Source organism: Mycobacterium sp. Aquia_213, assembly GCF_026625985.1.
Lineage (GTDB): Bacteria > Actinomycetota > Actinomycetes > Mycobacteriales > Mycobacteriaceae > Mycobacterium.
In genome coordinates, this window is the sequence record NZ_CP113116.1 from 1,306,862 (window position 1) to 1,331,087 (window position 24,226).

Genomic DNA, 24,226 nt, shown 5'->3' on the forward strand with positions numbered 1-24,226 from the left:
GATGAGTTCTCGCGGTCGCTCGGGTCTAACAGGAAAAACCCAACGGAGTAGGAGACTGCCGTGCCATCGATCACGCCCTCGCTGTGGTTCGACCACAACATGGAGGAGGCGGTGACGTTCTACTCCTCGGTGTTCCCGAACTCGCGAATCGAGGATTGGAACAGAGCCACCGACGCGGGCCCCGGTGCGCCTGGCTCGGTGTTGTCGGGCACGTTCGTGCTGGACGGCAACCGGTTCATCGGGATCAACGGCGGACCGCACTTCACGTTCAGCGAGGCGGTGTCGTTCACGATCGACTGCAAGGACCAGGACGAGGTGGACTACTACTGGGACCGGCTCACCGACGGTGGTGAGGAATCGCAGTGCGGGTGGTGTAAGGACCGCTACGGGCTGAGTTGGCAGGTCATCCCGAACCGGCTCTACGAGCTGGTGAGTCATCCCGATCCGGCCTGCGCGACGGCAGCGACCCAGGCGATGTACGGCATGCGCAAGATCGTCCTCGCCGACCTCGAGCGCGCGGCCGCCCAGGCGTCGGGTGAAAACCCTTGATGCCGTAAGGGTTTAGAGATTTTTCGGCTCCGGTCGGTGCGGTCTGGACCCGCACGCGTTAGGTTGGTCCGTGCGGACGCGCCGAACAGGAGTGAACATGGCGGACTACCCGAGATGACCGAGCCGCGGTGGATCGACGTGCCGGGCCCTCCCGCGGACCTGAAGGCGCTGACCTGGGGCCCAGCCGACGCCCCGATCGCGTTGTGTCTGCACGGCTTCCCCGACACCGCCTACGGCTGGCGCAAGACGGCTCCGCTGCTTGCCGCCGCCGGCTGGCGCGTCGTCGCGCCGTTCATGCGGGGATATGCCCCCTCGTCCATTCCGGACGACGGCAGCTATCACGTCGGCGCGATCATGGACGATGCCCTGCGGGCGCGGCAGGCCGCCGGGGGCACCGACCGCGACGTGGTGATCGGACACGACTGGGGCGCGCTGGCGGCCACCGGCCTGGCCGCGATGCCCAACAGCCCGTTCGTCAAGGCCGTGATCATGTCGGTGCCGGTCTCGGCCGCCTTCCGCGGCCAGGTCAGTGAGCGGGGTCGGCTGGCCCGTCAAATACCGCGTCAGCTGCTGCGCAGCTGGTACATGTTCTACTTCCAATTGCCTTTCCTGCCTGAACGTTCCGCATCCTGGGTGCTGCCGCGGTTGTGGCGGCGGTGGTCTCCGGGCTATCGCGGTGCCGACGAGGATCTGCGCCACGTCGACGCCGCGATCGGAACACCGGAAAGTTGGCGCGCGGCGCTGGGGACCTACCGGGCGACACTGCGCAATACCCGGCCGCCGCAGCGGTATGCCGAACTGAACCAGCTGTGGACCGAGGCGCCCATCCTGCCGACGTTGTACCTGCATGGCCGCGACGACGGTTGCATGACTCCGGCTTTCGCGCACTGGACCGAAAAGGTGCTGCCCGCCGGCAGCGACGTCGCGATCATCGACAATGCCGGGCATTTCCTACAGCTTGAACAGCCCGAGAAGATTGCCGAGCGGGTGCTTGCGTTCGTCGGCTGACCCGGCTGACGCCGTGGCCGCGCGCCGAATGGCCGCCATCGATGCGCAGTTCTACTGGATGTCGGCCAAACTTCACAATGACGACTTCATGCTCTACGCGTTCGACGGCGAACCCGCCGATCTCGAGCAGGCCATGGAGCAGGTCGTCGGTCGTGCCCGCGCCTGCCCGGATCTGGGGTTGCGGGTCCACGAGGGGTCGCCGCTGAGTTATCCGCAGTGGGTGCCGACCGCGGTTGGACCTGATTGGGTGATCCCACACCCCCTAGCCGATTGCAGTTGGGACGGATTGCTGCAGGCAGTGGTCCGCCTCGCCGACGACCAGTTGGACATGCGCCGGATGTCTTGGCGCGTACACGTATTCACGCCGGTCTTCGGCATTCCGGGCAACGGTGGCCCGAGCAGCGTTGCGGTGATGCAGGTCCCACACGCGCTGGCCGACGGCGTCCGTGCTTCGGCGTTGGCGGCCTGGCTCTTCGGCCGGACTGCGCCGGTACCCGAGGTGCAACGGCCTGCGAGCGGCTTTCTGCCCTGGCGGGCCGTCGATGCGGCCCGAAGCCATCGCCGGCTGGTTCGTGATACCCAGGCCGGGCTGGTGGCACCGGGAATCGGGTACCGGCCGCCGCTGCCCACCAACGCCCGCCCCGATGGCACCCGTTCGGTGCGCACGCTGGTGCGGCACCGCTCACAAATACCGGGTCCGACGGTCACGGTCGGAGTACTGGCCGCGGTGTCCGCGGCCCTGTCGCGCCTGTTCGGCGATGCGGCCGATGCGTTGGGGGCCGAAGTTCCGATGGCTAAATCTGGTGTGCGCCAAGCAAATAACCACTTCGGTAACGTCGTCGTCGGGCTGTACCCGCAGCTCGATCGGGACGCCCGGGCGCAGCGGATCGCGACCGATCTGGCCGATGGTCGGCGCCGATTCGAGCATCCGGGCACCCTGTCAACCGACCGGGCTTTCGCCGCAATGCCCGCGCCGCTACTGCGTTGGGGCGTTTCGCTGTTCGACCCGGATGCGCGGCCCGCGCAGGTGCTGGGCAATACCGTGGTTTCCAGCAACAATCGCGGTCCCGCCGATTTGAACTTCGGGGGTCGTCCGGTGGTGTTGACGGCCACCTATCCCGCGCTGTCGTCCGCGATGGGTCTGACTCATGGGGTGCACGGCATTGGCGAGACCATCGCGATCAGCGTGCACGCGGCCGAATCGGCTATCCCCGACATCGACGCCTATCTGGAGCTTCTGAACGCCGCCCTTTAAGTTATTGCGCATCACCGGATCTGGCGGCTTCCGCACGTGTCAGCCCGACGACGCCGATCAGCTCCTCGTGCCACTCGAACCACACGGTGTGATAGGAGTCGATCAGCGGCCGGGTCAGCCAGGTGCGGTCGCCGGATTTGACTTTGTCAAGTGCCGCAATCAGTTTCACCGAATAGGCGTTCAATCTCGGCGCCTGCGCCGCGACCGCCTCGATGATCGGCAACACCCTGGCGTGTACCCTGTCGAGGCGCGCCAGCACCGCCGCGTCGTATTCGGCGTCGTCGTGCGCGTTGGGTTTGCCCCCGGGGCCACCCTTGAGCTGCCAATCGGTGACCAGCGCCTTGAAATCGGTGTTCACGCTTCGAAATTCGTCGTAGGCGGCGGTCATCGCGGCCGCGTCGACACCGTCGCGTTCCTGCGCGAGCAGCGCGTCCAGGCGGTCGCGGCCGCTCGGGCTGATCCGCAACGCCGGCCCGCCGACCAGTAAGCCGGAGGCGGTGAGCTGTTGGGCGACATCGTCGACGTCTTCGTCCAGGGTGGCGGTCAGCTCGGCCGGGGTGACCCGCCCCTTGAGCCGGACCGCTTGCAGCACAGCCAATTCGGTCATGGGTTGCTCGTCAATCGCAGCGCGGCCAGCATGACGATCAGCGGGGAGGGTGAAAGCACGTCGGTCCGGCCGCTTTCCAGGGCGGCGCGCACCGCGGCGTCGGAGGTGTCGTCCAGCCTCGGATGGTCGCCGCTGGCGTGGGCGCGCAGCGGGCTGACCCGGCGCGCGAGGTCGGCGAGTTCGCGTAGTTCGGGCGTATCGTTCTCGGACCACGCGGTCGGGGCCAGATTGCCTTCGCGCACTTCACCTTCGTAGCCGTCGACGGTGATCTGCTTGCCGGCCAGCGTTGCCGCCACTCCGGTGCCACAGCCGACCACGGCCACCCGGCCGAGCTCGCGGCTGACCACCGCCGCGTGGCTGGCGGCCCCGCCGATCTCGGTGACGATGCCCTGCGCGGCCAGCATGCCCGCCACATCTTCGGGCCGAGTGTGGTCGCGCACCAGGATGACCTGCTCGCCCCGATCGGCGGCGTCCATTGCCTCGTCCACCTGCGTGTAGGCCTTGCCCGCGACCACACCCGGGCACGCGGGCAGTCCTTTGGCTAAAAGTGGTGCGGCCAAACGTATTTCCGGTTGCAGCGCGGGGAGCAGCAGGGCCTCGACGTGTGCCGGGGTCACCCGGCGCAGGGTCTCGGTGGCGTCGATCAGCCCCTCGTGATGCAGTTGCAGCGCCAGTCGCACCGCCGCCTGCGCCGAGCGTTCGGCCGTCCGGGTCTGCAGCAGCCAGAGTTGGCCCTCTTCGACGGTGAACTCGATCTCTTGCACGTCGGACCCGAGCCGTTCCAGGGTGCGGGCGACACCCATCAGCTCGTCGTAGACGGCCGGCTGCTCGTCGCGCAACGCGGTGATCGGTTCGACGTCGACCAACCCCGAGACCACGTCGTCGCCTTGACCGCCGGGCAGCCATTCGCCGAACGGTTCGTTGGCGCCGGTGATCGGGTTGCGCGAGAAGAACACTCCGGCACCGGAATTGGAGCCGAGGTTACCGAACGCCATGGCCTGCACGACCACCGCGGTGCCGCCACGATCGTCGAGCCCGTAGTGGTCGCGGTAGGCGAGTGCGCGCGGGGAATTCCACGACGCGAACACCGCCTCGATGCCCGTCCGGAGCTGGGCGTACGGGTCGGTCGGGACGGACTGCGATTCCCCGCCCACGATGCGCCGATACATATCGATGAACCGCAGCCGGGTGTCTTGGGCGAACTTCTCGGCCCCCGATGCGGCCAGTGCGTCGGCGACGGCGTCGTTGAGGCCGACGTTCAGGATCGAGTCCATCATGCCGGGCATCGAGAGGGCGGCGCCCGAGCGCACGCTGACCAACAGCGGCCGCGGGCCCCGGCCGAACGTGCGTGAGGTTTCGGCCTCCAGCCACTTCATGCCGCTGAGCACGTCGTCCCAGATCGCGTCCAGCGTCGCTGCGGGGTCGGCCAGATACCGCAGGCCCACCTCGGTGGTGATGCAGAACGCGGGCGGCACCGGCAGGTCGTAGCGGCGCATGAGCTCGATGCCGTGGCCCTTGTTGCCCACGATCTCCCGCGGATAGTCCGCGTCGCCGTCCAGCAACACCACGGTGTGGTCAGCATGCCCGATGTTGCCGGGAGTGCTGTTGCCTCGTGCGATACGCGCCGTGGTGCACCTCCTCTTGGCTCGGCTGATTTCGGCAAACGCGGGAACGCCCGCCATGGTCCCATACGGATCGCCAGACACGGCCGCTCACCGCTGCTGTTATCCGATCCGGCCGATGATCTAGGTTTGCACGTATGACTCCCTATGACGTCGGATTACTAATCCTGCGGCTGGTGCTGGGCGTGACATTGGCCGCGCATGGCTACAACAAGTTCTTCGGCGGCGGCCGCATACCGGGCACCGCGCGCTGGTTCGAGAGCATCGGTATGAAGCCGGGCAAGTTCCACGCCACGGTGGCCGCTACCACCGAGATCGCCGCCGGGCTGGGGCTGGCAGCCGGGCTGCTCACCCCGATCCCGGCCGCGGGCTTTGTCTCGCTGATGCTGGTCGCGGCGTGGACCGTCCATCGCCACAACGGGTTCTTCATCGTCAAAGAGGGCTGGGAGTACAACCTGGTCCTGGCGATCAGCGCGATCGCCGTGGCCACATTGGGCCCCGGCCGGCTGAGCCTGGACTGGGTGATCTTCGGGATCAACGACCCGCTGATCGGATGGAACGGGTTGCTGATCTCGGTGGTGCTCGGCCTGGCCGGCGCCGTCGGCCAGTTGCTGATCTTCTACCGGCCGCCGGCCAAGCAAGCCGGCTAGTCAGCCGAGCGGGTCGACGCGCGCCCGAGCCTGGTGCTTGGCGTCGTACAGCTCGGCATCCGCGGTCGCATACAGCGAGGGGATATCGGCGCTCTCACCGCGCTGCGATGCGCTGCCGACGCTGGTACCCGGGGTGTGCAGGCGGACGTCGGCGACAAACCGCTCCGAATCGTGCGGCCGGCCCGTGTCGTCGGCGATACACACCGCGAACTCGTCGCCACCGAGCCTGGCCAGAACGGCATTGGCGGGCGCCAGTTTTCGCCAGCAATCCGCGCGGCTGACCAGATATTCGTCGCCGGCAAGATGTCCCTGGGTGTCGTTGATCGTCTTGAAGTTGTCGATGTCGAGCACGATGACGGTGACGGTGACCGCCGCCGAACGGGAGCGCGCCAGTAGGTCGGCGGTGGCGATCTCCCAGCCCGCCCGGTTGAGCACTTGGGTCAGCGGATCGGTGCAGGCCGCGTTGACCAGGGCCCGCGTCACCAGCCCGAACGACTCGGCTGCTCCGACGATCGCGATCGCGAAGATCAAGTAGTCAATGTAGAGCCGGGCGGTGTGCGAGACGGCAAGGGCAACGACAGACGCCAAGGTGAGCGCCCCGACCAGGATCACGCCACGGCGCGGCGGGTAGAACGCGCGCAGGTACATCGCGAGAAACATCGGCGCGATCAGGCAGGCGAATTCGGCGGTGATCGCCACATGGCAGGCCATCACGATCGGCGTGGCCACGATCGCCACGGCGGTGGCGGGCTCGGGTTTTTCGGGCCGGACGGCCAGCCAGACCAGGGCCGCGAGACCGAGGGCGATCGCCACGATGCCTCCGGTCGGCTTCCCCGGCGTCAGCCCGGGGTGAATCGGAATCACACTGAACACCACACCGTAGGTGAAGAGGAATGTGGTGGCGCCCAAATAGATTCGCAGCAGACGAACCTGTTGGCTCGAGTAGAAACCGCTTCCGGCGTTGGCGCGTAGCCGAAGTCGATAACGCCGGGAGGCTCGACGACCGAATGGGCGTGGGAAGCTAACACCCATCCCGTCAACTCTCCTGATCACACCCCCGTGCTGCCGATATTCGGCTAATTCTGGCACTGCCCTTTCGGGCGTGCACGTCCGGGATGGCCAGGATGCGTTGTTCCGCCTAGGCGACCGCGGCGGTTTCGGCGGCCGTCACTTCGGACGCGGCGCGCTCCCCGGACCGAATCGCTCCGTCAATCCAGCCGCACATGACGGCCGAGCTCTCGGTCCCGGCCCAATGGACGCGACCGCAGGGCTTCCGCAGGGTGTAACCGAATTCGGTCAGCACTCCGGTGGGGGCGTGGCTGATCATCCCGCCACCGGAGTAGCGCTCGATGCTCCAGTTCTGCAGGTGGAACTCGCGGTGTGCGTTGGCCTTGTCGCCGAACCGATCGACGAGTTCGCCGATCAGAATCTCTTTCTGCTCGGCCTCGCTTAGTGCGGTCAGCCGTCGGGCCGCGGGCCCCTCCGTGATGATGCACATGATGCCCGGGTCCGCGGTGTCGGTGCAGGCGTCGATGGTCAGCGTCGCCGGGGATCCCGGCGAGGTCGACTGGCCGGACAATCCGTCGGCGCGCCAGAAGGGCTCGTCGTAGAAGATCGACGTCTTGATCACCGCGCCGCTGGGCATGCGTTGGTGCAGGAATGCGCGATCCAGCGGCAGCGCGGGCTCGTAGAGGATCGAGGTGGCGATCGCCAGTGGGATCGCCACGATGACCCGGCGCGCCCGCAGCGTCAGATCGGCCGCGGTGATCGTCACGCCGTCGGCATCCTGGGCGATCTGCCGCACCGGTTGCGAAAGATGCAGCGCGTCACCGAGTTCGGCGACGATCGGCCGGTAGATGGCGCCCATCCCGCCGACCGGGCGGGCATCCTGCGCGCCGCCCTTGCCACTGATGACAAAACCCGGCCCGCCGCCGGACCCCATCTGCAGCAGCATCCACAGCAACGACGTCTCCGACCCTGCCGAGGTGTAAGTGCCGCCCAATGCCATGTCCAGCATCTCCTGGGCCTGCCTGGACTTCGTGTTCTTGTGGATCCACTCGCCGATTGTGATGCGATCCCATTCCTGGGCCTTCTTCGCCTCCCACGGCGCTTCGCGCGGAATCTCTTTGCACATCTCCTCGGCCACGGCCAAGCCGTAGCCGAGGTTGGCGACCGCCCACGGGCTCATCGTCCACGGGATGGTGCCGCCATAGCGGTGCTGTTTGCCGTCGACGATCATGATCGCGTCGCCGTCGTTGTTCTGCTTGTATTCCGGCACACCGAATTCGCTCATCAACGCGTAGATGCGGTCCTGGCCCGGCCCGATCCACGCGCCGCCGCGATCGACCCAGGTTCCGTCCGGGTGGGTCTCGGTGAAGGTGCGACCGCCTACCCGGTCACGCGCTTCCAGCAAGGCCACCGAGTGACCCGCCTGCTTCAACCGCAAGGCCGCCGTCAAACCCGCGAAACCCGCTCCGACCACGCAATAATCGACATCCGCCACGACGGGCTCCTCGGTTGCAGTTGGTTGCTCAGCAGCAAACTACACCGATCCCGCGACGACAGCAGACCGTTCGCGCGGAATTCACGTACTGGTCAAGCCGGCCGGCCGGTCGACGAATAGGGCAAGCTGCTGCCGGCGTTTTCGTCGACCACCACCCGGCCGCCGAGATACGGAAATGCTCGCTGGGTGCAGGCGGTCCGGTTGCAGATCTTGCAGCCCGCCCCGATGGGAACGGCGTTGGTCGGGTCGTCGAGGACGACGCCGGTCGAATAGACGAGTTTGTCTGCGTAGGCCAGATCGCAGCCCAACCCGATCGCAAAGCTCTTGTGCTGCCCCAGATAGCCACGGCCTTCGGGTGCGGTGGTCTTGGCGACCCAGAAGTACGATCGCCCGTCGGGCATCTGCGCCACCTGCCGGACGATTCGCCCCGGTTGGGCGAACGCGTCGTGCACCACCCACAGCGGGCAGCTGCCGCCCATCCGGCTGAAATGAAATGCGGTGGCCGACTGGCGCTTTGAGATGTTCCCGGCCTTGTCGGTACGTACGAAGATGAATTGCACCCCGCGTTGCTTCGGACGTTGCAGGGTGGAAAGCCGATGGCAGACCGTCTCGAAGCCCACCTCGAACCGGCGACCCAGCAGGTCGATGTCGTAGCGCAATTCCTCTGCGGCCTGGTGGAATTCGCCGTAGGGGAGGAGGAACGCTCCGGCGAAGTAGTTGGCCAGGCCGATGCGTGCGACGCCGCGGGATTCGGCGCTGAGCTGGTGGTCGGTGGCCACGATCGCCGAGATCAGGTCGGACTGGCTGAGCAGGGCGAGTTGCGTGGCGATTTGGAAAGCGCGTTGACCGGGCATCAGCCAGCGGGCGACCTTGAGCACCTTGGTGTCGGCGTCGTAGCGGCGCTTGCTCGTTTCGGGTAGGTCGTCGTCGATCACTACGGTGATGCCGAGCCGGTCTCGCATCAGCTCGGTCAGTTGGATGTCCAATCCACCTGGGCGCATTCCGCTTTCGGCAAACAGCTGCTCCGCGGCGACGTCGAGTTCGCCGATGTAGTTGTTGCGGTCGTAGAAGAAATCGCGCACCTCCTCGAACGGCATCGGGCGCTCGGGCGGCAGCGTGGTCTCGGCGGTCGCGCGGGATCGATATCCTTCCAGCTCCTCGGTGGCGTCGCGCAGCCGGCGGTGCACGGTGACCAGGCTGCGGCCGATCTCGGGCATGCGGGCAACGAATTCTTCGACTTGAGTGCGGCTGATCCCGTGTTCGGCTCCGGTCTCGGTGAATAGATCCGACAGGTCGGCGACCAGCCGCGCGTCGGAGTCCGACGAGAAGTACTGCGGCGGCAGATCGAAGCGCTCGGTCAGCGCGATGAGCACGGCCACGGTGATGGGGCGCTGGTCGTTTTCCAGCTGGTTGACGTAGCTGGTGGACAGCTCCAGGGCGTGGGCCAGCGCCGCCTGGGTGAGCCCGCGTTCTTGCCGCAGCCGCCGCAGCCGGGCGCCGGAGAACGTCTTGGAGAAGGATCGAGCCACCGCTGAGATATTACTCCCTGCGGTGTTCGCAAAGTTTGCAAAATGCCTCGTCCGAGGCCACAAAAATACACATTTACAGGGCCTTTCCAACTCGGCTGGGCTTGCATATTGTGCGGATTATGTTGACGCATGAGGTTCGGGCGCGGCGCAGCGCTGACGACTTTCCCCGCAGCGAGCAGCTGGCCGCCAAGATCGCGGCAGTGGCCACGGATCCGGTCGCCGTCGATCCGGAGACCGCGGAGATGGTGCGCAACCGGATCGTCGACAACGCCGCCGTCAGCGCCGCCGCGGTGATCCGCCGACCCGTCACGGTGGCGCGGGAGCAGGCGCTGGCGCATCCGGTGAAGCGGGGGGCGCGGGTCTTCGGTGTGCCGGGCAGTTATTCGACGGAGTGGGCGGCCTGGGCCAACGGCGTCGCGGTGCGCGAGCTTGATTTCCACGACACGTTTTTGGCAGCGGAGTACTCCCACCCGGGCGACAACATCCCACCGCTCGTTGCCGTCGCGCAGCAGCTTGATGTGCGTGGCGCCGACCTGATCCGCGGCCTGGCCACCGCGTACGAGATCCAGATCAATCTCGTCAAGGGAATCTGCCTGCACGAGCACAAGATCGACCACGTCGCGCATTTGGGCCCGTCGGTGGCCGCGGGCATCGGGACGATGCTGCGGCTGGACGCCGAAACCATCTATCAGGCGGTCGGGCAAGCGCTGCACCTGACCACGGCCACCCGCCAATCCCGCAAGGGCCTGATCTCCAGCTGGAAAGCGTTCGCGCCCGCGTTCGCCGCAAAGATCGCCATCGAGGCGGTCGACCGCGCGATGCGCGGGGAAGGCGCCCCGGCGCCGATCTGGGAGGGCGAGGACGGCGTCATCGCCTGGCTGCTCGGCGGAACCGAGCGCACTTACCGGGTCCCGCTTCCCGAGCCGGGTGAGCCCAAGCGCGCCATTCTGGACAGCTACACCAAGGAGCACTCCGCGGAGTACCAGAGTCAGGCGCCGATCGACCTGGCGCGGCGGCTGCGCGAGCGCATCGGCGACCTCGAGCAGATCGCGACGATCGTGCTGCACACCAGCCATCACACCCACGTCGTGATTGGCACCGGCTCCGGTGATCCTCAGAAGTTCGACCCGGACGCCTCGCGCGAGACGCTGGATCACTCGCTGCCCTATATCTTCGCGGTCGCGCTGCAGGATGGCAGCTGGCACCACGAACGCTCGTACGCTCCCGAACGAGCGCACCGCCCCGACACCGTCGAACTGTGGCACAAGATCTCCACCATCGAGGATCCGGAATGGACCCGTCGCTACCACTCGAACGACCCGGAAGAGAAGGCGTTTGGGACACGCGCCGAGGTGACGCTGAAGAACGGGGAGGTGATCTCCGACGAATTAGCGGTGGCCGATGCCCATCCGCTGGGCGCCCGGCCGTTCGCCCGCGAGCAGTACGTGCGCAAGTTCACCGAGCTCGCCGAAGACGTCGCGGAACCCACTGAGCAGCAACGGTTCCTGCCCGCGGTCGACTCACTTGCCGATCTGAAAGGCGGCGCCCTGGGGGCGCTGAATCTGCTGGTCGACCCGCGAGTGCTGGATAAGGCGCCGGTGATTCCGTCGGGGATATTCCGGTGACCGGACCGGTGATCGGCACCTCGTCCAGCGTCGCCGACAAGCGCGTGGCATTGCGCGCGGGGCTGGATTCCCGCCATTTGCAACGACTTCCGGGCGCATTCTCGCCGCTGGTGGCCAAGGCGGTCGCCGAGGCGGGCTTCGAGGGGGTTTATGTGTCCGGTGCCGCACTGGCGGCCGATCTCGGATTGCCGGATATCGGCTTGACGACGCTGACCGAGGTGGCTGGCCGGGGGGCACAGGTCGCCGCTGCGACGAACCTGCCCACCCTGATAGACGCGGACACCGGATTCGGCGCTCCGCTGAACGCCGCCCGCACGGTGACGGTCCTGGAGAACGCCGGACTGGCCGGATGCCATCTCGAGGATCAGGTCAGCCCGAAGCGTTGCGGCCATCTGGACGGGAAGGGCGTCGTCCCGGCCGCCGACATGGTAAAGCGTTTGCGCGCAGCGATATCCGCGCGGCGCGACCCCAACTTCGTCATCTGCGCACGCACGGATGCGGCGGGAATCGAGGGTCTGCCCGTCGCGATCGACCGCGCTCGTGCCTACGCCGACGCCGGCGCCGACATGATCTTCACCGAAGCGTTGACCGAAGCGGCGCAGTTCGAAGCGTTCCGCGCCGCCGTCGACGTCCCGTTGCTGGCCAACATGACCGAATTCGGCAAGTCGCCGCTGCTGAGTGGGCGTCAACTGGCCGACATCGGCTACAACGTCGTCATCTACCCGGTCACCACACTGCGGCTGGCGATGTTCGCGGTCGAAGCGGGCCTGCGCGAAATCGAGTCGTCGGGAACGCAATTCGATCTTCTGGATCGGATGCAACACCGCGGCCGGCTCTATTCGCTGCTTCGCTATGAGGATTACAACGAATTCGACACCAACACTTACAATTTCACGCTTGAAGGGAAGCAGCCATGACCGCGCCGACCGCTGACATCAAGAAGGGCCTCGCCGGTGTGCTGGTGGATACCACCGCCATCTCGAAGGTGGTGCCGGAGACCAATTCGCTGACCTACCGCGGATATCCGGTTCAGGATCTGGCCGCGCACTGCAGTTTCGAGCAGGTCGCGTTCCTGCTCTGGCGCGGTGAGCTGCCTACCGACGCGGAGCTGGCGCTGTTCAGCCAGCGTGAGCGCGCCAGTCGCCGGGTCGACCGGTCGATGCTGTCGCTGTTGACCAAGCTCCCCGACAACTGCCATCCGATGGACGTGGTACGCACCGCAATCAGCTTTTTGGGTGCCGAAGACCCTGAGGAGGACGACGACTCGGCGAACCGGGCCAAGTCGCTGCGCATGCTCGCGGTGTTGCCGACCATCGTCGCGGTGGACATGCGGCGACGCCGCGGGTTGGCCCCGATCCCGCCGCATAGCGGGCTGGGGTACACCGAGAACTTTCTGCAGATGTGCTTCGGCGAGGTGCCCGAACCCGCCGTCGTAAAGGCTTTCGAGCAGTCGATGATCCTGTACGCCGAACACGGCTTCAACGCCTCCACGTTCGCCGCGCGGGTGGTGACGTCGACGCAGTCGGACATCTACAGCGCGGTCACCGGTGCCATCGGTGCGCTCAAGGGCGCGCTGCACGGCGGCGCCAATGAGGCGGTCATGCACGACATGATCGAAATCGGCGACCCACGCAACGCGCGAGAATGGTTGCGCGGCAGGCTCGCCCGCAAAGAGAAGATCATGGGCTTCGGACATCGGGTCTATAAGAACGGTGACTCCCGGGTGCCGACGATGAAGCAGGCGTTGGGACGAGTCGCCGCGACACGGGACGGGCAGCGCTGGCTGGACATGTACAACATCCTGGAAGCCGAGATGTTCGACGCCACCGCAATCATGCCCAATCTCGATTTCCCGACCGGCCCGGCCTACCACCTGATGGGATTCGACATCGCTTGCTTCACGCCGATCTTCGTGATGAGCAGGATCACCGGGTGGACGGCTCACATCATGGAGCAGGCCGCGTCGAACTCCCTGATTCGCCCGTTGAGTGCTTACTCGGGGCGCGCGCAGCGGGCTTTGACGCTCAGATAAGCCGCCTATTCGCCGGGGCCGCCGTACTGCCAGACCAGGCTGTGGTTGCCGGTCATGGTCGGGTTGCACCACATCGTCCGGCCGTTGGCGTCCTGGGTGGTGGCGTGCAATACCGTGCAGGAGTCACCCGGTGCGGGCGCCTGGCCGTACGCGGTGCCGGCGCCGAAGGCGACGGCTGTCGAGATCGCCAGCGCCGTGGCCGAGATCAGGAACCGAAGTCTGCTCATGATGGGCATCTCCTAAGCAGGTGCCAAGACATCACGCTAACCTGCGCAGAACCTGCGGGCAAAGGATGTCATCCGCGATCCGCAACGCGCTTCGCTAGAACGGGTTCTAGTGTGTGGAACCATGGGATTTCTCCAACCCGAACTGCCGCAGGTCGACATCGACGAGTGGAGCAAGCTGTCCCGCAGCGAAAAGATCCGGCCGATGGCCCGGCACTGGGCAGAGGTCGGCTTCGGAACGCCGGTCGTTCTGCATCTGTTCTACGTCGGCAAGATACTGCTCTACATCCTGTTCGCCTGGGTCTTTGCGGTGGCGACCACCCGCGGCTTGGCGTTCCTGGACGTGAAGTCGTGGTACGCCGAGCCGATCGTGTTCGAGAAGGTCGTGCTCTACACGATGCTTTTCGAGGTGATCGGGCTGGGCTGCGGGTTCGGGCCGCTGAACAACCGGTTCAACCCGCCGCTGGGTTCGATCCTGTATTGGCTGCGGCCCGACACCATCCGGCTGCCCCCGTGGCCGAAGCGCGTCCCGGGGACCAAGGGCACGGCCCGCACGCTGGTGGACAACGCGCTGTACGCGCTGCTTCTGCTGGTGATCTTCCTGACCCTGTTCGCCGACGGCACCGGCCCGGTGCCGGAGCTGGGCACCCAGGTGGGGCTGATTCGCCCGTGGCGAATCGTGCTGATCCTGGTGTTGCTCGGCGTGCTGGGATTGCGCGACAAGGTGATCTTCCTGGCCGCCCGCGGTGAGGTCTACGCGACGCTGACGGTGACCTTCCTGTTCGGCGGGGCCGACATGATCATCGCCGCCAAGCTCGTGTTCCTGGTGATCTGGATAGGCGCCGCGACATCCAAGCTGAACAAGCACTTTCCGTTCGTGATGTCGACGATGATGTCCAACAATCCGGTCTTTCGGCCCCGGTTCATCAAGCGGGCGTTCTTCGAGAAGTTTCCCGACGATCTACGGCCGGGACGGTTGTCGCGGGTCTTCGCCCACGTGAGTACCTTCGTCGAAATGTGTGTGCCCATCGCGCTATTCGTCGCGCATGGCGGCTGGTGGACCGCGGTGCCCGCGGCCATCATGGTGATCTTCCACTTCGGCATCCTTTCGGCCATCCCGATGGGGGTGCCGCTGGAGTGGAACGTGTTCATGATCTTCGGCGTGTTCGCGCTGTTCGTCGGCCACGCCCATACCGGCCTGACCGATCTGAAAAACCCTGTGCCAGTGGCGATATTCATCGCGTTCATCGCCGGAATCGTGATCGCGGGCAACCTGTTTCCGCGCAAGATCTCGTTCCTGCCCGGCATGCGCTATTACGCCGGGAACTGGGACACCACCCTGTGGTGCATCAAGCCGTCAGCGGACAAGAAGATCAACCACAACCTGGTCTCGATCGCCAGCATGCCGGCGGCCCAGCTGGAGAAGATGTACGGCAAGGAGCGCGCACAGATCCCGATGTATCTCGGATATGCGTTCCGCGCCATGAACACTCACGGCAGGGCATTGTTCACGCTGGCGCACCGGGCGATGGCCGGCCAGAACGAAGACGACTACGTCATCACCGACGGGGAGCGGATCTGCAGCACCGCGATCGGATGGAATTTCGGCGACGGCCACATGCACAACGAGCAGCTGATCGCCGCGATGCAGCAGCGCTGCGGCTTCCTGCCCGGTGAGGTGCGAGTCGTACTACTGGACGCCCAGCCGATCCATAAGCAGACCCAGACCTACCGGCTGGTGGACGCCGCGACCGGTGAATTCGAACGCGGCATCGTCAAAGTGGCTGACATGGTCACCCGGCAGCCCTGGGCCGACGATGTGCCGGTCCAGGTGCTGTCCGAGCGTGACGAAGAGCCGAAGGCCGAGGCCGAGCCCGAGCCCGAAGCCGAGTCAGAAGAGGCGCCGCCGAGCGTCGAGCCGGAGCGCGGCCCCTAGACCCCTGCGCGGACTTCCTGCGCGGCGGCGACCATATTCTGCAGCGACGCGTTCACCTCATCGGTGTTGCGCGTCTTGAGCCCGCAATCGGGGTTGACCCACAGCCGCTCCGCCGGAACGGCCCGCAGCGCGGCCCGTAGCGACTCGGCCATCTCGCCCGTGGTGGGCACCCGCGGCGAGTGGATGTCGTAGACGCCCGGGCCCACGCTATTGGCGAAGCCGACCGCGTTCAGGTCGTCCAGCACCTCCATGTGCGAGCGTGCCGCCTCGATGGACGTGACGTCGGCATCCAGGTCGGAGATCGCGCCGATCACCTCACCGAATTCCGAATAGCACAGGTGGGTGTGGATCTGCGTCGAGTCGGCAACGCCGGAGGTGGCCAGCCGGAAAGACCCGACAGCCCAACGCAAGTAGTCATCCTGATCGGCCCGGCGCAGCGGCAGCAGCTCGCGCAGCGCGGGCTCGTCGACCTGGATGACCGCGATGCCGGCGGCCTGCAGATCCACCGTCTCGTCGCGGATGGCCAGCGCCACCTGGTTGGCGGTGTCGGCCAACGGCTGGTCATCGCGGACGAACGACCACGCCAGGATCGTCACCGGACCGGTCAGCATGCCCTTGACCGGCTTGTCGGTCAGGGACTGCGCGTATTTGGCCCACTCCACCGTCATCGGCTGCTGGCGGATCACGTCGCCGTAGAGGACCGGCGGCCGCACGCAACGGCTGCCGTAGGACTGCACCCAGCCGTTCTTGGTGGCGAAGAAGCCGTCCAGCTGCTCGGCGAAGTACTGCACCATGTCGTTGCGCTCCGGCTCACCGTGCACCAGCACGTCCAGGCCGAGCTCCTCCTGCAGCTTGATCACGTCGGCGATCTCCTGCCTCATCCGACGGTCGTACTCGGCCCCGTCGATCTCACCGGCGACCAGCGCGGCGCGGGCCTTACGGATCTCGACGGTCTGCGGGAACGAGCCGATCGTCGTGGTCGGCAGCGGCGGCAGGTGCAGCCGCTCGTCCTGGCTGGTGCGCCGCTGTGCCGCGTCGCCGCGGTGCACACCGGTCGCTACGACCGAGTCGAGGCGCTCGCGAAGCCGGTCGTTGTGCAGCCGCGGATCCTTCTTGCGGGACGCCACGGCGGCGTTGGAGGCCGCGATCTCCTGGGCGACCGCGTCGCGGCCCTCGTGCAGCGCCCGGGACAGCGCGACGACCTCGGCGACCTTCTCCTGCCCGAACGCCAGCCAGCTGCGCAGCGCGTCGTCCAGGCCGGTCTCCGGCTCCAGCGAATACGGCACGTGCAGGGTCGAGCAGGATGTCGAAACCGCGACGCTTCCGGCCGGGCCGAGCAGCGTCGCCAGCTTGGCCAGCGCCGCCTCGAGATCGGTGCGCCAGATGTTGCGTCCGTCGACGACACCGGCCACCAGGATCTTGTTGGCGAGCTCGGGCACCGCCGCCACCGCGGTGTCGGCGCCGTAAACCAGGTCGACGCCGATGGCTTCGACGGGTGTGCGGGCCAGCGCCCCCAACGAGTCGCCGGGGTCACCGAAGTAGGTGGCGACGTAGATCGCCGGCCGGTTGCTCACCTTGCCCAGGGCGTTGTAGACCGCCTCGGCCAGTGCGGGGGCGTCGGCGGAGATGTCGGTGACCAGCGCCGGCTCGTCGATCTGTACCCACTGCGCGCCGTTGTCGGCCAGCAGCGACAGCAACTCGGAGTAGATTCCGACCAGCTCCTGCAGGCGCTCGATCGGCGCGCCGCCGCCGTTGACGGCCTTGCTCAGCAACAGGAAGGTGATCGGCCCGATGACGACCGGGCGCGCCGGAATGCCTTGCTCGAGAGCCTCTTTCAGCTCGGAGAGCACCTTGTCCGGGTTCAGCGTGAACTTAGTCGCCGGCTCGATCTCGGGAACGATGTAGTGGTAATTGGTGTCGAACCACTTCGTCATTTCCAGCGGCGCGACATCTTTGTTGCCACGTGCCGCGGCGAAGTAGCGGTCCAGGTCGTCGGGAACCTGCGCGGCCCGGGCCGGCAACGCGCCGAGCATGACCGCGGTGTCGAGCACCTGGTCGTAGTAGGAAAAAGTGTTGATCGGCACCGAGTCCAGGCCGGCGTCGGCCAAGCTTTGCCACGTGTCGCGGCGCAGTGTGGCGGCGATGTCTTCGAGTTCCGCTCGGCTGGTGCGGCCTTTCCAGTAGCCCTCGGTCGCGCGCTTGAGTTCGCGTTTCGGGCCAATGCGCGGAGAGCCGACGACAGTTGCGGTGAATGCTTGGGGGGTCACGATATTCGTCCTTAAATCGGCGTGGTGGTCACCGCCAACGGACCTGCAGCCAATCCAAATGCGGTTTGCACCTAAGTACCAACCACAACGGCTGCAGCCTAACGCCCATTCCACGAGGCGATGAGCCGCCGGACGCGGCGCGTCCGACACAACTGGCAGGTCTCCGGACTCGCAGGCGCGCACCGGGTGGTGCTCCTAGTGGCCGTCGCTTCCCAGTCGTTCTGACCAGTGCCATATGACGGCGTTCGTTCCTGCATACCGTTGCGGGACAGTCCCGGATTCTCACCGGGTTCCCTCTTACGAAGCGTTACTAACGTTGCTTCGCTCAATGCCGGCGCCGCGGGTGGCGGCGCAAGCAGACCAGCTGCGAGATGCAGTTTAGTCAGCCTGCCAGCGCCTCCGCGATCGGGATGTCTCCGTTGTTGAATTCGATGGTCCGCCGGATCGTCGAATCGTCGGCCAGCGCGGCGGCCACGACGAGAGCGACATCGGCGCGCGACACCGAACCTTTGCCCTGCCCGACGACGATGCGGCCGGTCGCCGGTTCCAGTGTGAGCCTGCCGGGACCCAGCACCGTCCAGTCCAGTTCGCTGTCCCGCAGGTGGGTGTCCGCGGCGGCCTTGGCCTCCGCGTACGCGAAGAACGGATCATCTTGCGGCACGCCATGATTAGGCCCGGCACCGAAGTAGGACACCATCACGAACCGCTTGACGCCCGCCTGCGCGGCGGCATCGATCACCCGGATCGCCGCGTCACGGTCGACGGCATACGTGCGCGCCGGGTCGCCCCCGCCCGCGCCGGCCGAGAAGACGACCGCGTCGTGCCCGGGCAGCAGATCGGCCAGCGCGTCCGTGTCCAACTGCTCGATATCGGCGATCACCGGCTTGGCGCCGGTGGCGGCGACATCGTCGGAGTGGTCGGGATTGCGGAACACCGCGCTCACCCCGTCGCCACGTTCGGTGAGGATGCGGGCCAGCTGTAGTGCGACCTTGCCGTGCCCGCCGAACACGATGATGCGTGCCATGCCTCCGACGGTAGCGCCGTTAGAGCTTGACGCGCCCCATGATGATGTCGATGATCGGCTTGCCCGGGGGGTAAGCGTTGGTCAGCGACGCCATCGTGTGGCCGTAATCCACCAGCACCGTGATCCCGTTGACGCCGAAGGCCGCGGCACTGTTGAGGAACGCCATCACGTCGCCCATCTGCTCGGGCGTGTGCACCTTGGAGCCGGTCTCCTCGCGGTAGTCCTGGGCAAAGGTGAGCCACAGGTCGGCATTGGCCTGGGCCAGCGGGGTGTCGGTCGGGCCCGGGCAAATCGCGTTGATGCGAATGCCCTTCTTCAGCAGCGGCAGGCCCTGGGTCGCCACGTAGGCGTTGACGATCTTCTTGCTGGTGCCGTAGTGGATGATGCCTTCCGACTCGCGCGCCTGCGACCAGGCCACGGCCGCCGCGTAGTCCGGTGTGGCCAAAAAGTCGGTCAGCAGTTCCAGGTCGTTCTCCCAGCCCATGCCGGCGACCGAGGAGATGAAGCAAATCGCCGAGCCGGACGGCAGCTGGTTCTTTTCCAGTAACCGGTCGATGAGGTGGCGGTGCCCGATGAAGTTGATCTTCAGCAGGTCGGTCGCGCCGTCGGCAACACCGGCCGCCGAGAAGAGGGCGTGGACGGGACCGTCCAGCTGCTCGATCGCGGCGTCGATCGACGCGGGGTCGCGCAGGTCGACCTGGATGTACTTGGCTACGTCAAAGCTCACCGGCGCGTAATCCATCACGATGACTTCGGCACCAAGCTCGGCCGCTGACTTGGCCGCCGCGGCGCCCATGCCAGTCGCGCCACCGACAACGAGAGCGCGCTTGCCGTCGTAGCGCAACCGATCGACAATGGTCATGGAAATCCCCTTCTCGGATAATGCCAACGCGGTTCTAACTGCTCAACTGTATGGGTAACAGTTATTTGGTTCAATACCGGGTCCGGATTAAATTAGGTGGTCTTACTTGCCGCGGACGGCGGCACCGCGCAAGACGGTGTCGCGGGTGTGCACCAACGCCGCGCGCTTGCCGATCTCGCGCAGAATGTTCTCCGGTATCCACTGCAGGCCGATGACGCAGCGCGCCAGCATCGCGGTGGAGGGAGCCTCGATGCGGATCTCGCCGGCGCGGATGCCTTCGGAGAGCAGCGATTTCATCTGCCGCAGGCGCGTGGGATACGACCAGCCCGGATTGGCAGTCGGCGGCGATTGCCGCATCCACGCCAGCTGAATCCGGAATTCGTCGGAGAAGCGGTCCAGCGCATTGACGTTGATCCAGCTCAGCGCATCCAGCTTCTCGATGGGGGTGGAATCCGAGCGCAGCACGCTGACCCACCCGGCCTCAACCTTCTGCCCGAACGAAATCATGATCGAGTCGAGAAGTTCGTCCTTGGAGCCGATCACCCGATAGACGGTGCCGGTGCCAAGACCCGCGGCCGACGCGATGTCGCGGATCGTGGTGGCCTCATAACCCTTGCGGCCGAATTCGGTTCGTGCCACCGCACGGACGTGGGCAGCCTTGTCGCTGGGATCGGCGTCGCTGTCGTCGGCCCACGATTCGATGACCGCGCTGGCGGCCGCAAAGGCGTTGGACCGATCCAATGCCGCATCGGTGGGTGGGCGGGCCGCCAACCCCTGCAAGATGATTCGGCACAGCAGCTCGGCGACCTGGTCGGGCGCAGAGTTGTGGCGCATCACGTCGAGCCCGACCTGCAGCATGGTCTGACAGATGCGGTCGGCCAGCGTGGGGAGATCGATGTCGGGCTTGACGTAGCCGCTCCACCTGCCGGCGCGCAGCGTTTGCACCATCGCCTCTTGCACCGCGAGAGACTGCTGCCGGGTCAGGTTCATCAATTCGGGGTCCGCGCTGGGTCCCTCGTAGAACGACATCTGCAGCGCTGCCCGGTGGTGCACCGCGCAGTTGGCGACCGCCGATCCCAGCGCGACGATTTTCTCGGCGGCCGGTCGCGAATCGGCGTCGTCGAGTCTCGCCTGGGCGGTTTCCCCGATGCGGTGCAGATCGTCCTGATAGCGGCGGATCAGCTCGATCAGGATCGCTTCTTTGGATTCGAAGTGGTGATACAGGCTTCCGGGCAGAATCCCCGCCGCGTCGGCGATCTCCTGCAACGAGGTTCGCAATCCCGAGGATGCGATCAAAGACGCGGCGGTCTGCAGGATCTCGGTGCGGCGTGTCCCGGAGTCGTCGTTGCCGGCCTGATCCAGACGATCGGCCGTCGCCCGCTTGCCCTTAGCCAAGGTTTCGGCTTTGGCCATGGCTAACGGTGCGCATATCGAGAGGACTGCGACCGGGACACGCTACGCATTCGTCCTCCTGCCGAACCAAATCTTTGTTAAAGGTTATCAGATTGCCCGATCGGAAACCGGCTCAAATGCGCTGCTAACAGCGGTGACAGCCCATTCTAAGGCCCTACAGCCCGGGACCGTCCCAACTGTCCACCGCGACCACCTCGTCGAGCGGGCGTCGGGGGGCGGGGGAGAAGGTGTGCCCGGACCGCAACCGGCCCACCGGCAGCAGGGCACCCTGGACGAAGGTCGGCGGGATCCCGAGCAGCTCGCGCACCTCCTCTTCGTGGTGTAGGTGCAGGGTCGTCACGCAGGTGCCGTAGCCGCGGGTGTGCAAGGCCAGCTGAAAGTTCCACACCGCGGGGAAGATCGACCCGTACAGCGTCGCCAGGTGGAACGACTCGTCGCCGTCGATGCGCGGCAAGTAGGGCTCGTAGCTTGGGATTACCAGCAGCGGTACCTTCGCCAGGTTCTCGACCAGCCACTCCGTCGACGACATCAGCCGGCTCTCCGGCGTGCCGGCCGGCAGCAGGTCGGCGAGCAGCTGACCGCCGACCCGCTTCAGGTACGCGTCGCGGTACCACTCGGCGATCTTCTCCCGCTTCTTCGGATCGGCGACCATCAGCCAGCGCCAGGCCTGAGAGTTCGAGCCGTTGGCGGCCTGCAGGCCGACGCGCAGACATTCGCGAATGTCCTCGAGATCCACCGGCGCGTCCAGGTCGAGGGTCTTGCGCGCGGAACGGGTGGCGGTCAGCAGGTATTCGATATCCATCAGTCACCCCTCTTCGCAAGGCGCGCACCGAGTTCAGTGAGATACCGGTCGGGCCCGCCGAGAAGTGCACTCCAGCTCAGCAGGCGCTTGAGGTAAAGATGCGCATCGTGCTCCCAGGTGTAGCCGATCCCGCCGAACACCTGGATCGCCGTGTCGCCCACGGTGGCCAGTCGCCCGGCGAACGCCTTCGCCCGCAGCGCGGCAAGATGCCGTTGGTCGGGCGCAGCGGCGTCTGAGGCCCAAAGCGCGTGGATCACGCCGCTGCGGGCGAGTTCGACCGTCTCGTACATATCGACGCATAGATGCTGGACCGCCTGAAACGATCCGATGACCTGACCGAATTGCTTTCTGACTTTTGCGTATTCGACGGCCAGGTCCATGACGGCCCGCGCGGCGCCGAGCGCGTCGGCGGCGGTGGCGATCAGCAGGTCGTCGATCACCGACGCAACGTCGGCAGGAGTGGCCGTGGCCAGCCGCTGCGCGGGCGTGCCGTCTAGCCGGACCCGAAACCGCTTGCGCGTCTGATCGATAGCGCGCTCTGGCGCCACGGCGATACCGGGAGTGTCGGTGTTCACCGCGAAAAGTGCGGTGCCGTTTGGTTCTTCGGCGAGCACCAGCAGGATGTCGGCCGCCGCGGCGTCGGGCACGTCGCCGAGCTCGCCCCGCAACGCGATGCCGTCACCGGCTGCGTCAACCGCGACATTCTCGAAGTCCAGGAAGCTGACGGTGGCGATCGTCCTCCCGTCGGCAATCCCGGCCAAAATTGGTGCGGCACTGGCGTCGTCGCAGAGCCGCGTCAGGGTGCGCGGCGCGGCCACCGCGGTGGACAACCACGGTCCCGGGTGCAGCGCCGCGCCGAGCTCTTCGGCCACTACGCCGGCCTCGACCATCGTCATCCCGGCGCCGCCATGTTCCTCCGGCACCAACAGCCCGGTGGTACCGAGGTCGGCCAGGCCACGCCAGACCGCGTCGTCGACGCCGGTCGGATCGTCGAGCAGTTCACGCACGTGGCCCGAAATCGGTGCCTTGTCAGCAAGAAAGCGACGTGTGGTGTCGCGCAGCGCGACCTGTTCGTCGGTGAGTTCGAGGTTCATTTGCGGGGCAATCCGAGTACGCGTTGCGCGGTGATGTTCTTGTTGATCTGGGTGGTTCCGCCGGCGATGGTCAGCGAACGTGAGGTGAGCCGGTAGTTCGCCCACGCGGCGTCGTTGCCGCGGGTGCCCAGCACGTCGAAGGCCAGCGCGGCCATCTCCTGTCCGATCTCGCCCCACACGGTCTTGGCAAGGCTGGCCGACCCGAATGCGGTGATCTCCGAGCCGCCGTGCAGTGTCGCCGAGATCGACCGCTGGCACAGCACCTCGAGATATTTGATGCGGACCGCGATTTCGCCGAGGCGCCGCAGTGTCACCGGGTCGTCGAGCGCGTCGGTCTGCGCGGCGATGTCGTCCACCAGTTCTTCCAGCCGCACCTGCATCTCGGCGTAGAGCCGTGCGGCCCCGGCCCGCTCGTGGCTGAGCGTGGTGGTGGCCACCTGCCAGCCGCCGTTGAGCGGTCCGAGCAACGCGTCGGCCGGTACTCGCACGTCGTGAAAGAACACCTCGGCGAAATCGGTGTCGCCGTTGAGCGTGACCAGCGGCCGGACCTCGATGCCGGGCAGCTTCATGTTGACGATCAGGCAGGAGATCCCCTTGTGCTTCGGGGCGTCGGGATCGGTGCGCACATACAGCTGGCACCAGTGCGCCCGATGCCCGAGCGAGGTCCAGATCTTCTGGCCGTTGACGACGAAATCGTCGCCGTCGCGTACCGCGCGGGTGCGCAGTGACGCGAGATCGGACCCGGCTTCGGGCTCCGACATGCCCTGGCACCAGATGTCGTCGGCGCGCATCATCCGGCGCAGCAGCGTCGTCTTCTGGTCTTCGGTGCCGTACTGCATGATCGCGGGGGCGATGTTGTTCATCCCAATGACGTTGAGCGGCATCGGAGCCCGAGCGCGGGTGGTCTCCTCGGTGTAGATCAGCTGCTCGAGAACCGTCGCACCGCGACCGCCGTATTCGCGGGGCCAGGAGACCGCGGCCCAGCCCGCGTCGGACATCGTTGCGCTCCACCCGCGCAGCATCTCGAATGCAGCATCGTCGCGGCCGGAGGGCCGGCGGGCGGCCACCAGCTCGTCGGTCAGGTTCGCGGACAGCCAGTCCCGCAGCTCGACGCGGAACTGTTCCAATTCCGCCGGGTAGGAGAAGTCCACTTTTCCTTGACTCTGGTCGTGGCTAACTGCGACTTAGCCGGACTTTACGGTGGAGCATTTTTTTGGTCAACAA

The 24,226-nt window shown here is 66.4% G+C and carries 20 protein-coding genes, 1 pseudogene and 1 riboswitch; of the genes and pseudogenes, 8 read left to right on the forward strand and 13 right to left on the reverse strand.

The window, feature by feature from the left end; all coding sequences use genetic code 11:
• The first annotated feature begins 60 nt into the window (after nt 1-60).
• The 3 genes from LMQ14_RS06305 to LMQ14_RS06315 all read left to right on the forward strand — a co-directional run bounded on the left by LMQ14_RS06305 (nt 61) and on the right by LMQ14_RS06315 (nt 2,812).
• On the forward strand, nt 61-549 hold the full coding sequence (locus LMQ14_RS06305; protein WP_267733935.1) for a VOC family protein: 489 nt from the start codon (nt 61-63) through the stop codon (nt 547-549).
• Between the two features lie 114 nt (nt 550-663).
• The gene (locus tag LMQ14_RS06310; RefSeq protein WP_267733936.1) at nt 664-1,557 is read left to right on the forward strand and encodes an alpha/beta fold hydrolase; all 894 of its coding nucleotides are present in this window, start codon (nt 664-666) and stop codon (nt 1,555-1,557) included.
• A 13-nt stretch (nt 1,558-1,570) separates the two neighbouring features.
• Complete coding sequence (locus LMQ14_RS06315) at nt 1,571-2,812, forward strand: WS/DGAT domain-containing protein (RefSeq protein ID WP_267733937.1); 1,242 nt, start codon at nt 1,571-1,573, stop codon at nt 2,810-2,812.
• A 1-nt stretch (nt 2,813) separates the two neighbouring features.
• Here the strand turns inward: LMQ14_RS06315 and LMQ14_RS06320 are convergent, their stop codons facing one another.
• Both LMQ14_RS06320 and LMQ14_RS06325 read right to left on the reverse strand, forming a co-directional pair.
• Nucleotides 2,814-3,419: a MarR family transcriptional regulator gene (locus LMQ14_RS06320; protein ID WP_267733938.1), complete on the reverse strand. Its 606-nt coding sequence runs from the start codon at nt 3,417-3,419 to the stop codon at nt 2,814-2,816.
• Nucleotides 3,416-5,101, reverse strand: coding sequence for a pyruvate, phosphate dikinase (locus LMQ14_RS06325; protein ID WP_420714663.1), 1,686 nt, complete (start codon nt 5,099-5,101; stop codon nt 3,416-3,418). Before LMQ14_RS06325 ends, LMQ14_RS06320 begins: the two co-directional genes overlap by 4 nt.
• A gap of 77 nt (nt 5,102-5,178) precedes the next feature.
• Between LMQ14_RS06325 and LMQ14_RS06330 the strand changes: the two genes are divergently transcribed.
• The gene (locus LMQ14_RS06330; RefSeq protein ID WP_267733939.1) at nt 5,179-5,691 is read left to right on the forward strand and encodes a DoxX family protein; all 513 of its coding nucleotides are present in this window, start codon (nt 5,179-5,181) and stop codon (nt 5,689-5,691) included.
• Here the strand turns inward: LMQ14_RS06330 and LMQ14_RS06335 are convergent, their stop codons facing one another.
• The 3 genes from LMQ14_RS06335 to LMQ14_RS06345 form a co-directional block, all read right to left on the reverse strand.
• The gene (locus tag LMQ14_RS06335; RefSeq protein ID WP_267733940.1) at nt 5,692-6,723 is read right to left on the reverse strand and encodes a GGDEF domain-containing protein; all 1,032 of its coding nucleotides are present in this window, start codon (nt 6,721-6,723) and stop codon (nt 5,692-5,694) included. It lies immediately after the preceding gene.
• Nucleotides 6,724-6,829: 106 nt separating this feature from the next.
• Nucleotides 6,830-8,194, reverse strand: coding sequence for a flavin monoamine oxidase family protein (locus LMQ14_RS06340; RefSeq protein WP_267733941.1), 1,365 nt, complete (start codon nt 8,192-8,194; stop codon nt 6,830-6,832).
• 92 nt (nt 8,195-8,286) lie between these two features.
• Nucleotides 8,287-9,732 (reverse strand): short-chain fatty acyl-CoA regulator family protein, encoded by a 1,446-nt coding sequence (locus tag LMQ14_RS06345; protein WP_267735378.1) that lies wholly within the window; start codon nt 9,730-9,732, stop codon nt 8,287-8,289.
• Nucleotides 9,733-9,842: 110 nt separating this feature from the next.
• Here LMQ14_RS06345 and prpD point away from each other — a divergent pair, with 110 nt between their 5' ends.
• Genes prpD through LMQ14_RS06360 form a run of 3 tightly spaced genes read left to right on the forward strand, consistent with a single transcriptional unit; the run spans nt 9,843 to nt 13,380 of the window.
• Nucleotides 9,843-11,348: a 2-methylcitrate dehydratase PrpD gene (gene prpD / locus LMQ14_RS06350; RefSeq protein ID WP_267733942.1), complete on the forward strand. Its 1,506-nt coding sequence runs from the start codon at nt 9,843-9,845 to the stop codon at nt 11,346-11,348.
• Complete coding sequence (gene prpB, locus LMQ14_RS06355) at nt 11,345-12,265, forward strand: methylisocitrate lyase (protein ID WP_420714619.1); 921 nt, start codon at nt 11,345-11,347, stop codon at nt 12,263-12,265. The genes prpD and prpB overlap by 4 nt, the downstream gene beginning before the upstream one ends.
• Nucleotides 12,262-13,380, forward strand: a complete 1,119-nt coding sequence (locus LMQ14_RS06360) for a bifunctional 2-methylcitrate synthase/citrate synthase (protein ID WP_267733943.1) — start codon at nt 12,262-12,264, stop codon at nt 13,378-13,380. The genes prpB and LMQ14_RS06360 overlap by 4 nt, the downstream gene beginning before the upstream one ends.
• Nucleotides 13,381-13,385: 5 nt before the next feature.
• Here LMQ14_RS06360 and LMQ14_RS06365 read toward each other — a convergent pair whose 3' ends face one another.
• Nucleotides 13,386-13,607: a hypothetical protein gene (locus LMQ14_RS06365; RefSeq protein WP_267733944.1), complete on the reverse strand. Its 222-nt coding sequence runs from the start codon at nt 13,605-13,607 to the stop codon at nt 13,386-13,388.
• Between the two features lie 121 nt (nt 13,608-13,728).
• On the opposite strand from LMQ14_RS06365, the pseudogene LMQ14_RS06370 reads away from it, so the two are divergent.
• Nucleotides 13,729-15,441, forward strand: a pseudogene (locus tag LMQ14_RS06370) (DUF3556 domain-containing protein); the annotation flags it as partial.
• A 95-nt stretch (nt 15,442-15,536) separates the two neighbouring features.
• Here LMQ14_RS06370 and metE read toward each other — a convergent pair.
• From metE to LMQ14_RS06405, 7 genes are all read right to left on the reverse strand, one after another.
• Nucleotides 15,537-17,807: a 5-methyltetrahydropteroyltriglutamate--homocysteine S-methyltransferase gene (gene metE / locus LMQ14_RS06375; RefSeq protein WP_267733945.1), complete on the reverse strand. Its 2,271-nt coding sequence runs from the start codon at nt 17,805-17,807 to the stop codon at nt 15,537-15,539.
• A 136-nt stretch (nt 17,808-17,943) separates the two neighbouring features.
• Nucleotides 17,944-18,137, reverse strand: a riboswitch (cobalamin riboswitch).
• A 52-nt stretch (nt 18,138-18,189) separates the two neighbouring features.
• A complete protein-coding gene (locus tag LMQ14_RS06380; protein ID WP_267733946.1) occupies nt 18,190-18,831 on the reverse strand; it encodes an SDR family oxidoreductase in 642 nt (213 codons plus the stop codon).
• Between the two features lie 19 nt (nt 18,832-18,850).
• Complete coding sequence (locus tag LMQ14_RS06385) at nt 18,851-19,693, reverse strand: SDR family oxidoreductase (protein WP_267733947.1); 843 nt, start codon at nt 19,691-19,693, stop codon at nt 18,851-18,853.
• 102 nt (nt 19,694-19,795) lie between these two features.
• Nucleotides 19,796-21,106 (reverse strand): TetR/AcrR family transcriptional regulator, encoded by a 1,311-nt coding sequence (locus LMQ14_RS06390; protein ID WP_267733948.1) that lies wholly within the window; start codon nt 21,104-21,106, stop codon nt 19,796-19,798.
• Nucleotides 21,107-21,260: 154 nt separating this feature from the next.
• Nucleotides 21,261-21,908 carry a nitroreductase family protein gene (locus LMQ14_RS06395; RefSeq protein WP_267733949.1) on the reverse strand — a complete coding sequence of 216 codons (648 nt, stop codon included), beginning with the start codon at nt 21,906-21,908 and terminating at the stop codon, nt 21,261-21,263.
• Nucleotides 21,908-23,002, reverse strand: coding sequence for an acyl-CoA dehydrogenase family protein (locus LMQ14_RS06400; protein WP_267733950.1), 1,095 nt, complete (start codon nt 23,000-23,002; stop codon nt 21,908-21,910). The genes LMQ14_RS06395 and LMQ14_RS06400 overlap by 1 nt, the downstream gene beginning before the upstream one ends.
• A complete protein-coding gene (locus tag LMQ14_RS06405; protein WP_267733951.1) occupies nt 22,999-24,153 on the reverse strand; it encodes an acyl-CoA dehydrogenase family protein in 1,155 nt (384 codons plus the stop codon). Before LMQ14_RS06405 ends, LMQ14_RS06400 begins: the two co-directional genes overlap by 4 nt.
• Nucleotides 24,154-24,226: the final 73 nt, after the last annotated feature.

Bases quoted from the DNA above. Each gene is read 5' to 3' on its own strand.
- LMQ14_RS06310 (WP_267733936.1), top strand. From the start codon at position 664: ATGACCGAGCCGCGGTGGATCGACGTGCCGGGCCCTCCCGCGGACCTG.
- LMQ14_RS06320 (WP_267733938.1), bottom strand. From the start codon at position 3,419: ATGACCGAATTGGCTGTGCTGCAAGCGGTCCGGCTCAAGGGGCGGGTC.
- LMQ14_RS06325 (WP_420714663.1), bottom strand. From the start codon at position 5,101: ATGGCGGGCGTTCCCGCGTTTGCCGAAATCAGCCGAGCCAAGAGGAGG.
- LMQ14_RS06330 (WP_267733939.1), top strand. From the start codon at position 5,179: ATGACTCCCTATGACGTCGGATTACTAATCCTGCGGCTGGTGCTGGGC.
- LMQ14_RS06335 (WP_267733940.1), bottom strand. From the start codon at position 6,723: ATGGGTGTTAGCTTCCCACGCCCATTCGGTCGTCGAGCCTCCCGGCGT.
- prpD (WP_267733942.1), top strand. From the start codon at position 9,843: ATGTTGACGCATGAGGTTCGGGCGCGGCGCAGCGCTGACGACTTTCCC.
- LMQ14_RS06360 (WP_267733943.1), top strand. From the start codon at position 12,262: ATGACCGCGCCGACCGCTGACATCAAGAAGGGCCTCGCCGGTGTGCTG.
- LMQ14_RS06365 (WP_267733944.1), bottom strand. From the start codon at position 13,607: ATGAGCAGACTTCGGTTCCTGATCTCGGCCACGGCGCTGGCGATCTCG.
- LMQ14_RS06380 (WP_267733946.1), bottom strand. From the start codon at position 18,831: ATGGCACGCATCATCGTGTTCGGCGGGCACGGCAAGGTCGCACTACAG.
- LMQ14_RS06385 (WP_267733947.1), bottom strand. From the start codon at position 19,693: ATGACCATTGTCGATCGGTTGCGCTACGACGGCAAGCGCGCTCTCGTT.
- LMQ14_RS06390 (WP_267733948.1), bottom strand. From the start codon at position 21,106: ATGGCCAAAGCCGAAACCTTGGCTAAGGGCAAGCGGGCGACGGCCGAT.
- LMQ14_RS06395 (WP_267733949.1), bottom strand. From the start codon at position 21,908: ATGGATATCGAATACCTGCTGACCGCCACCCGTTCCGCGCGCAAGACC.
- LMQ14_RS06400 (WP_267733950.1), bottom strand. From the start codon at position 23,002: ATGAACCTCGAACTCACCGACGAACAGGTCGCGCTGCGCGACACCACA.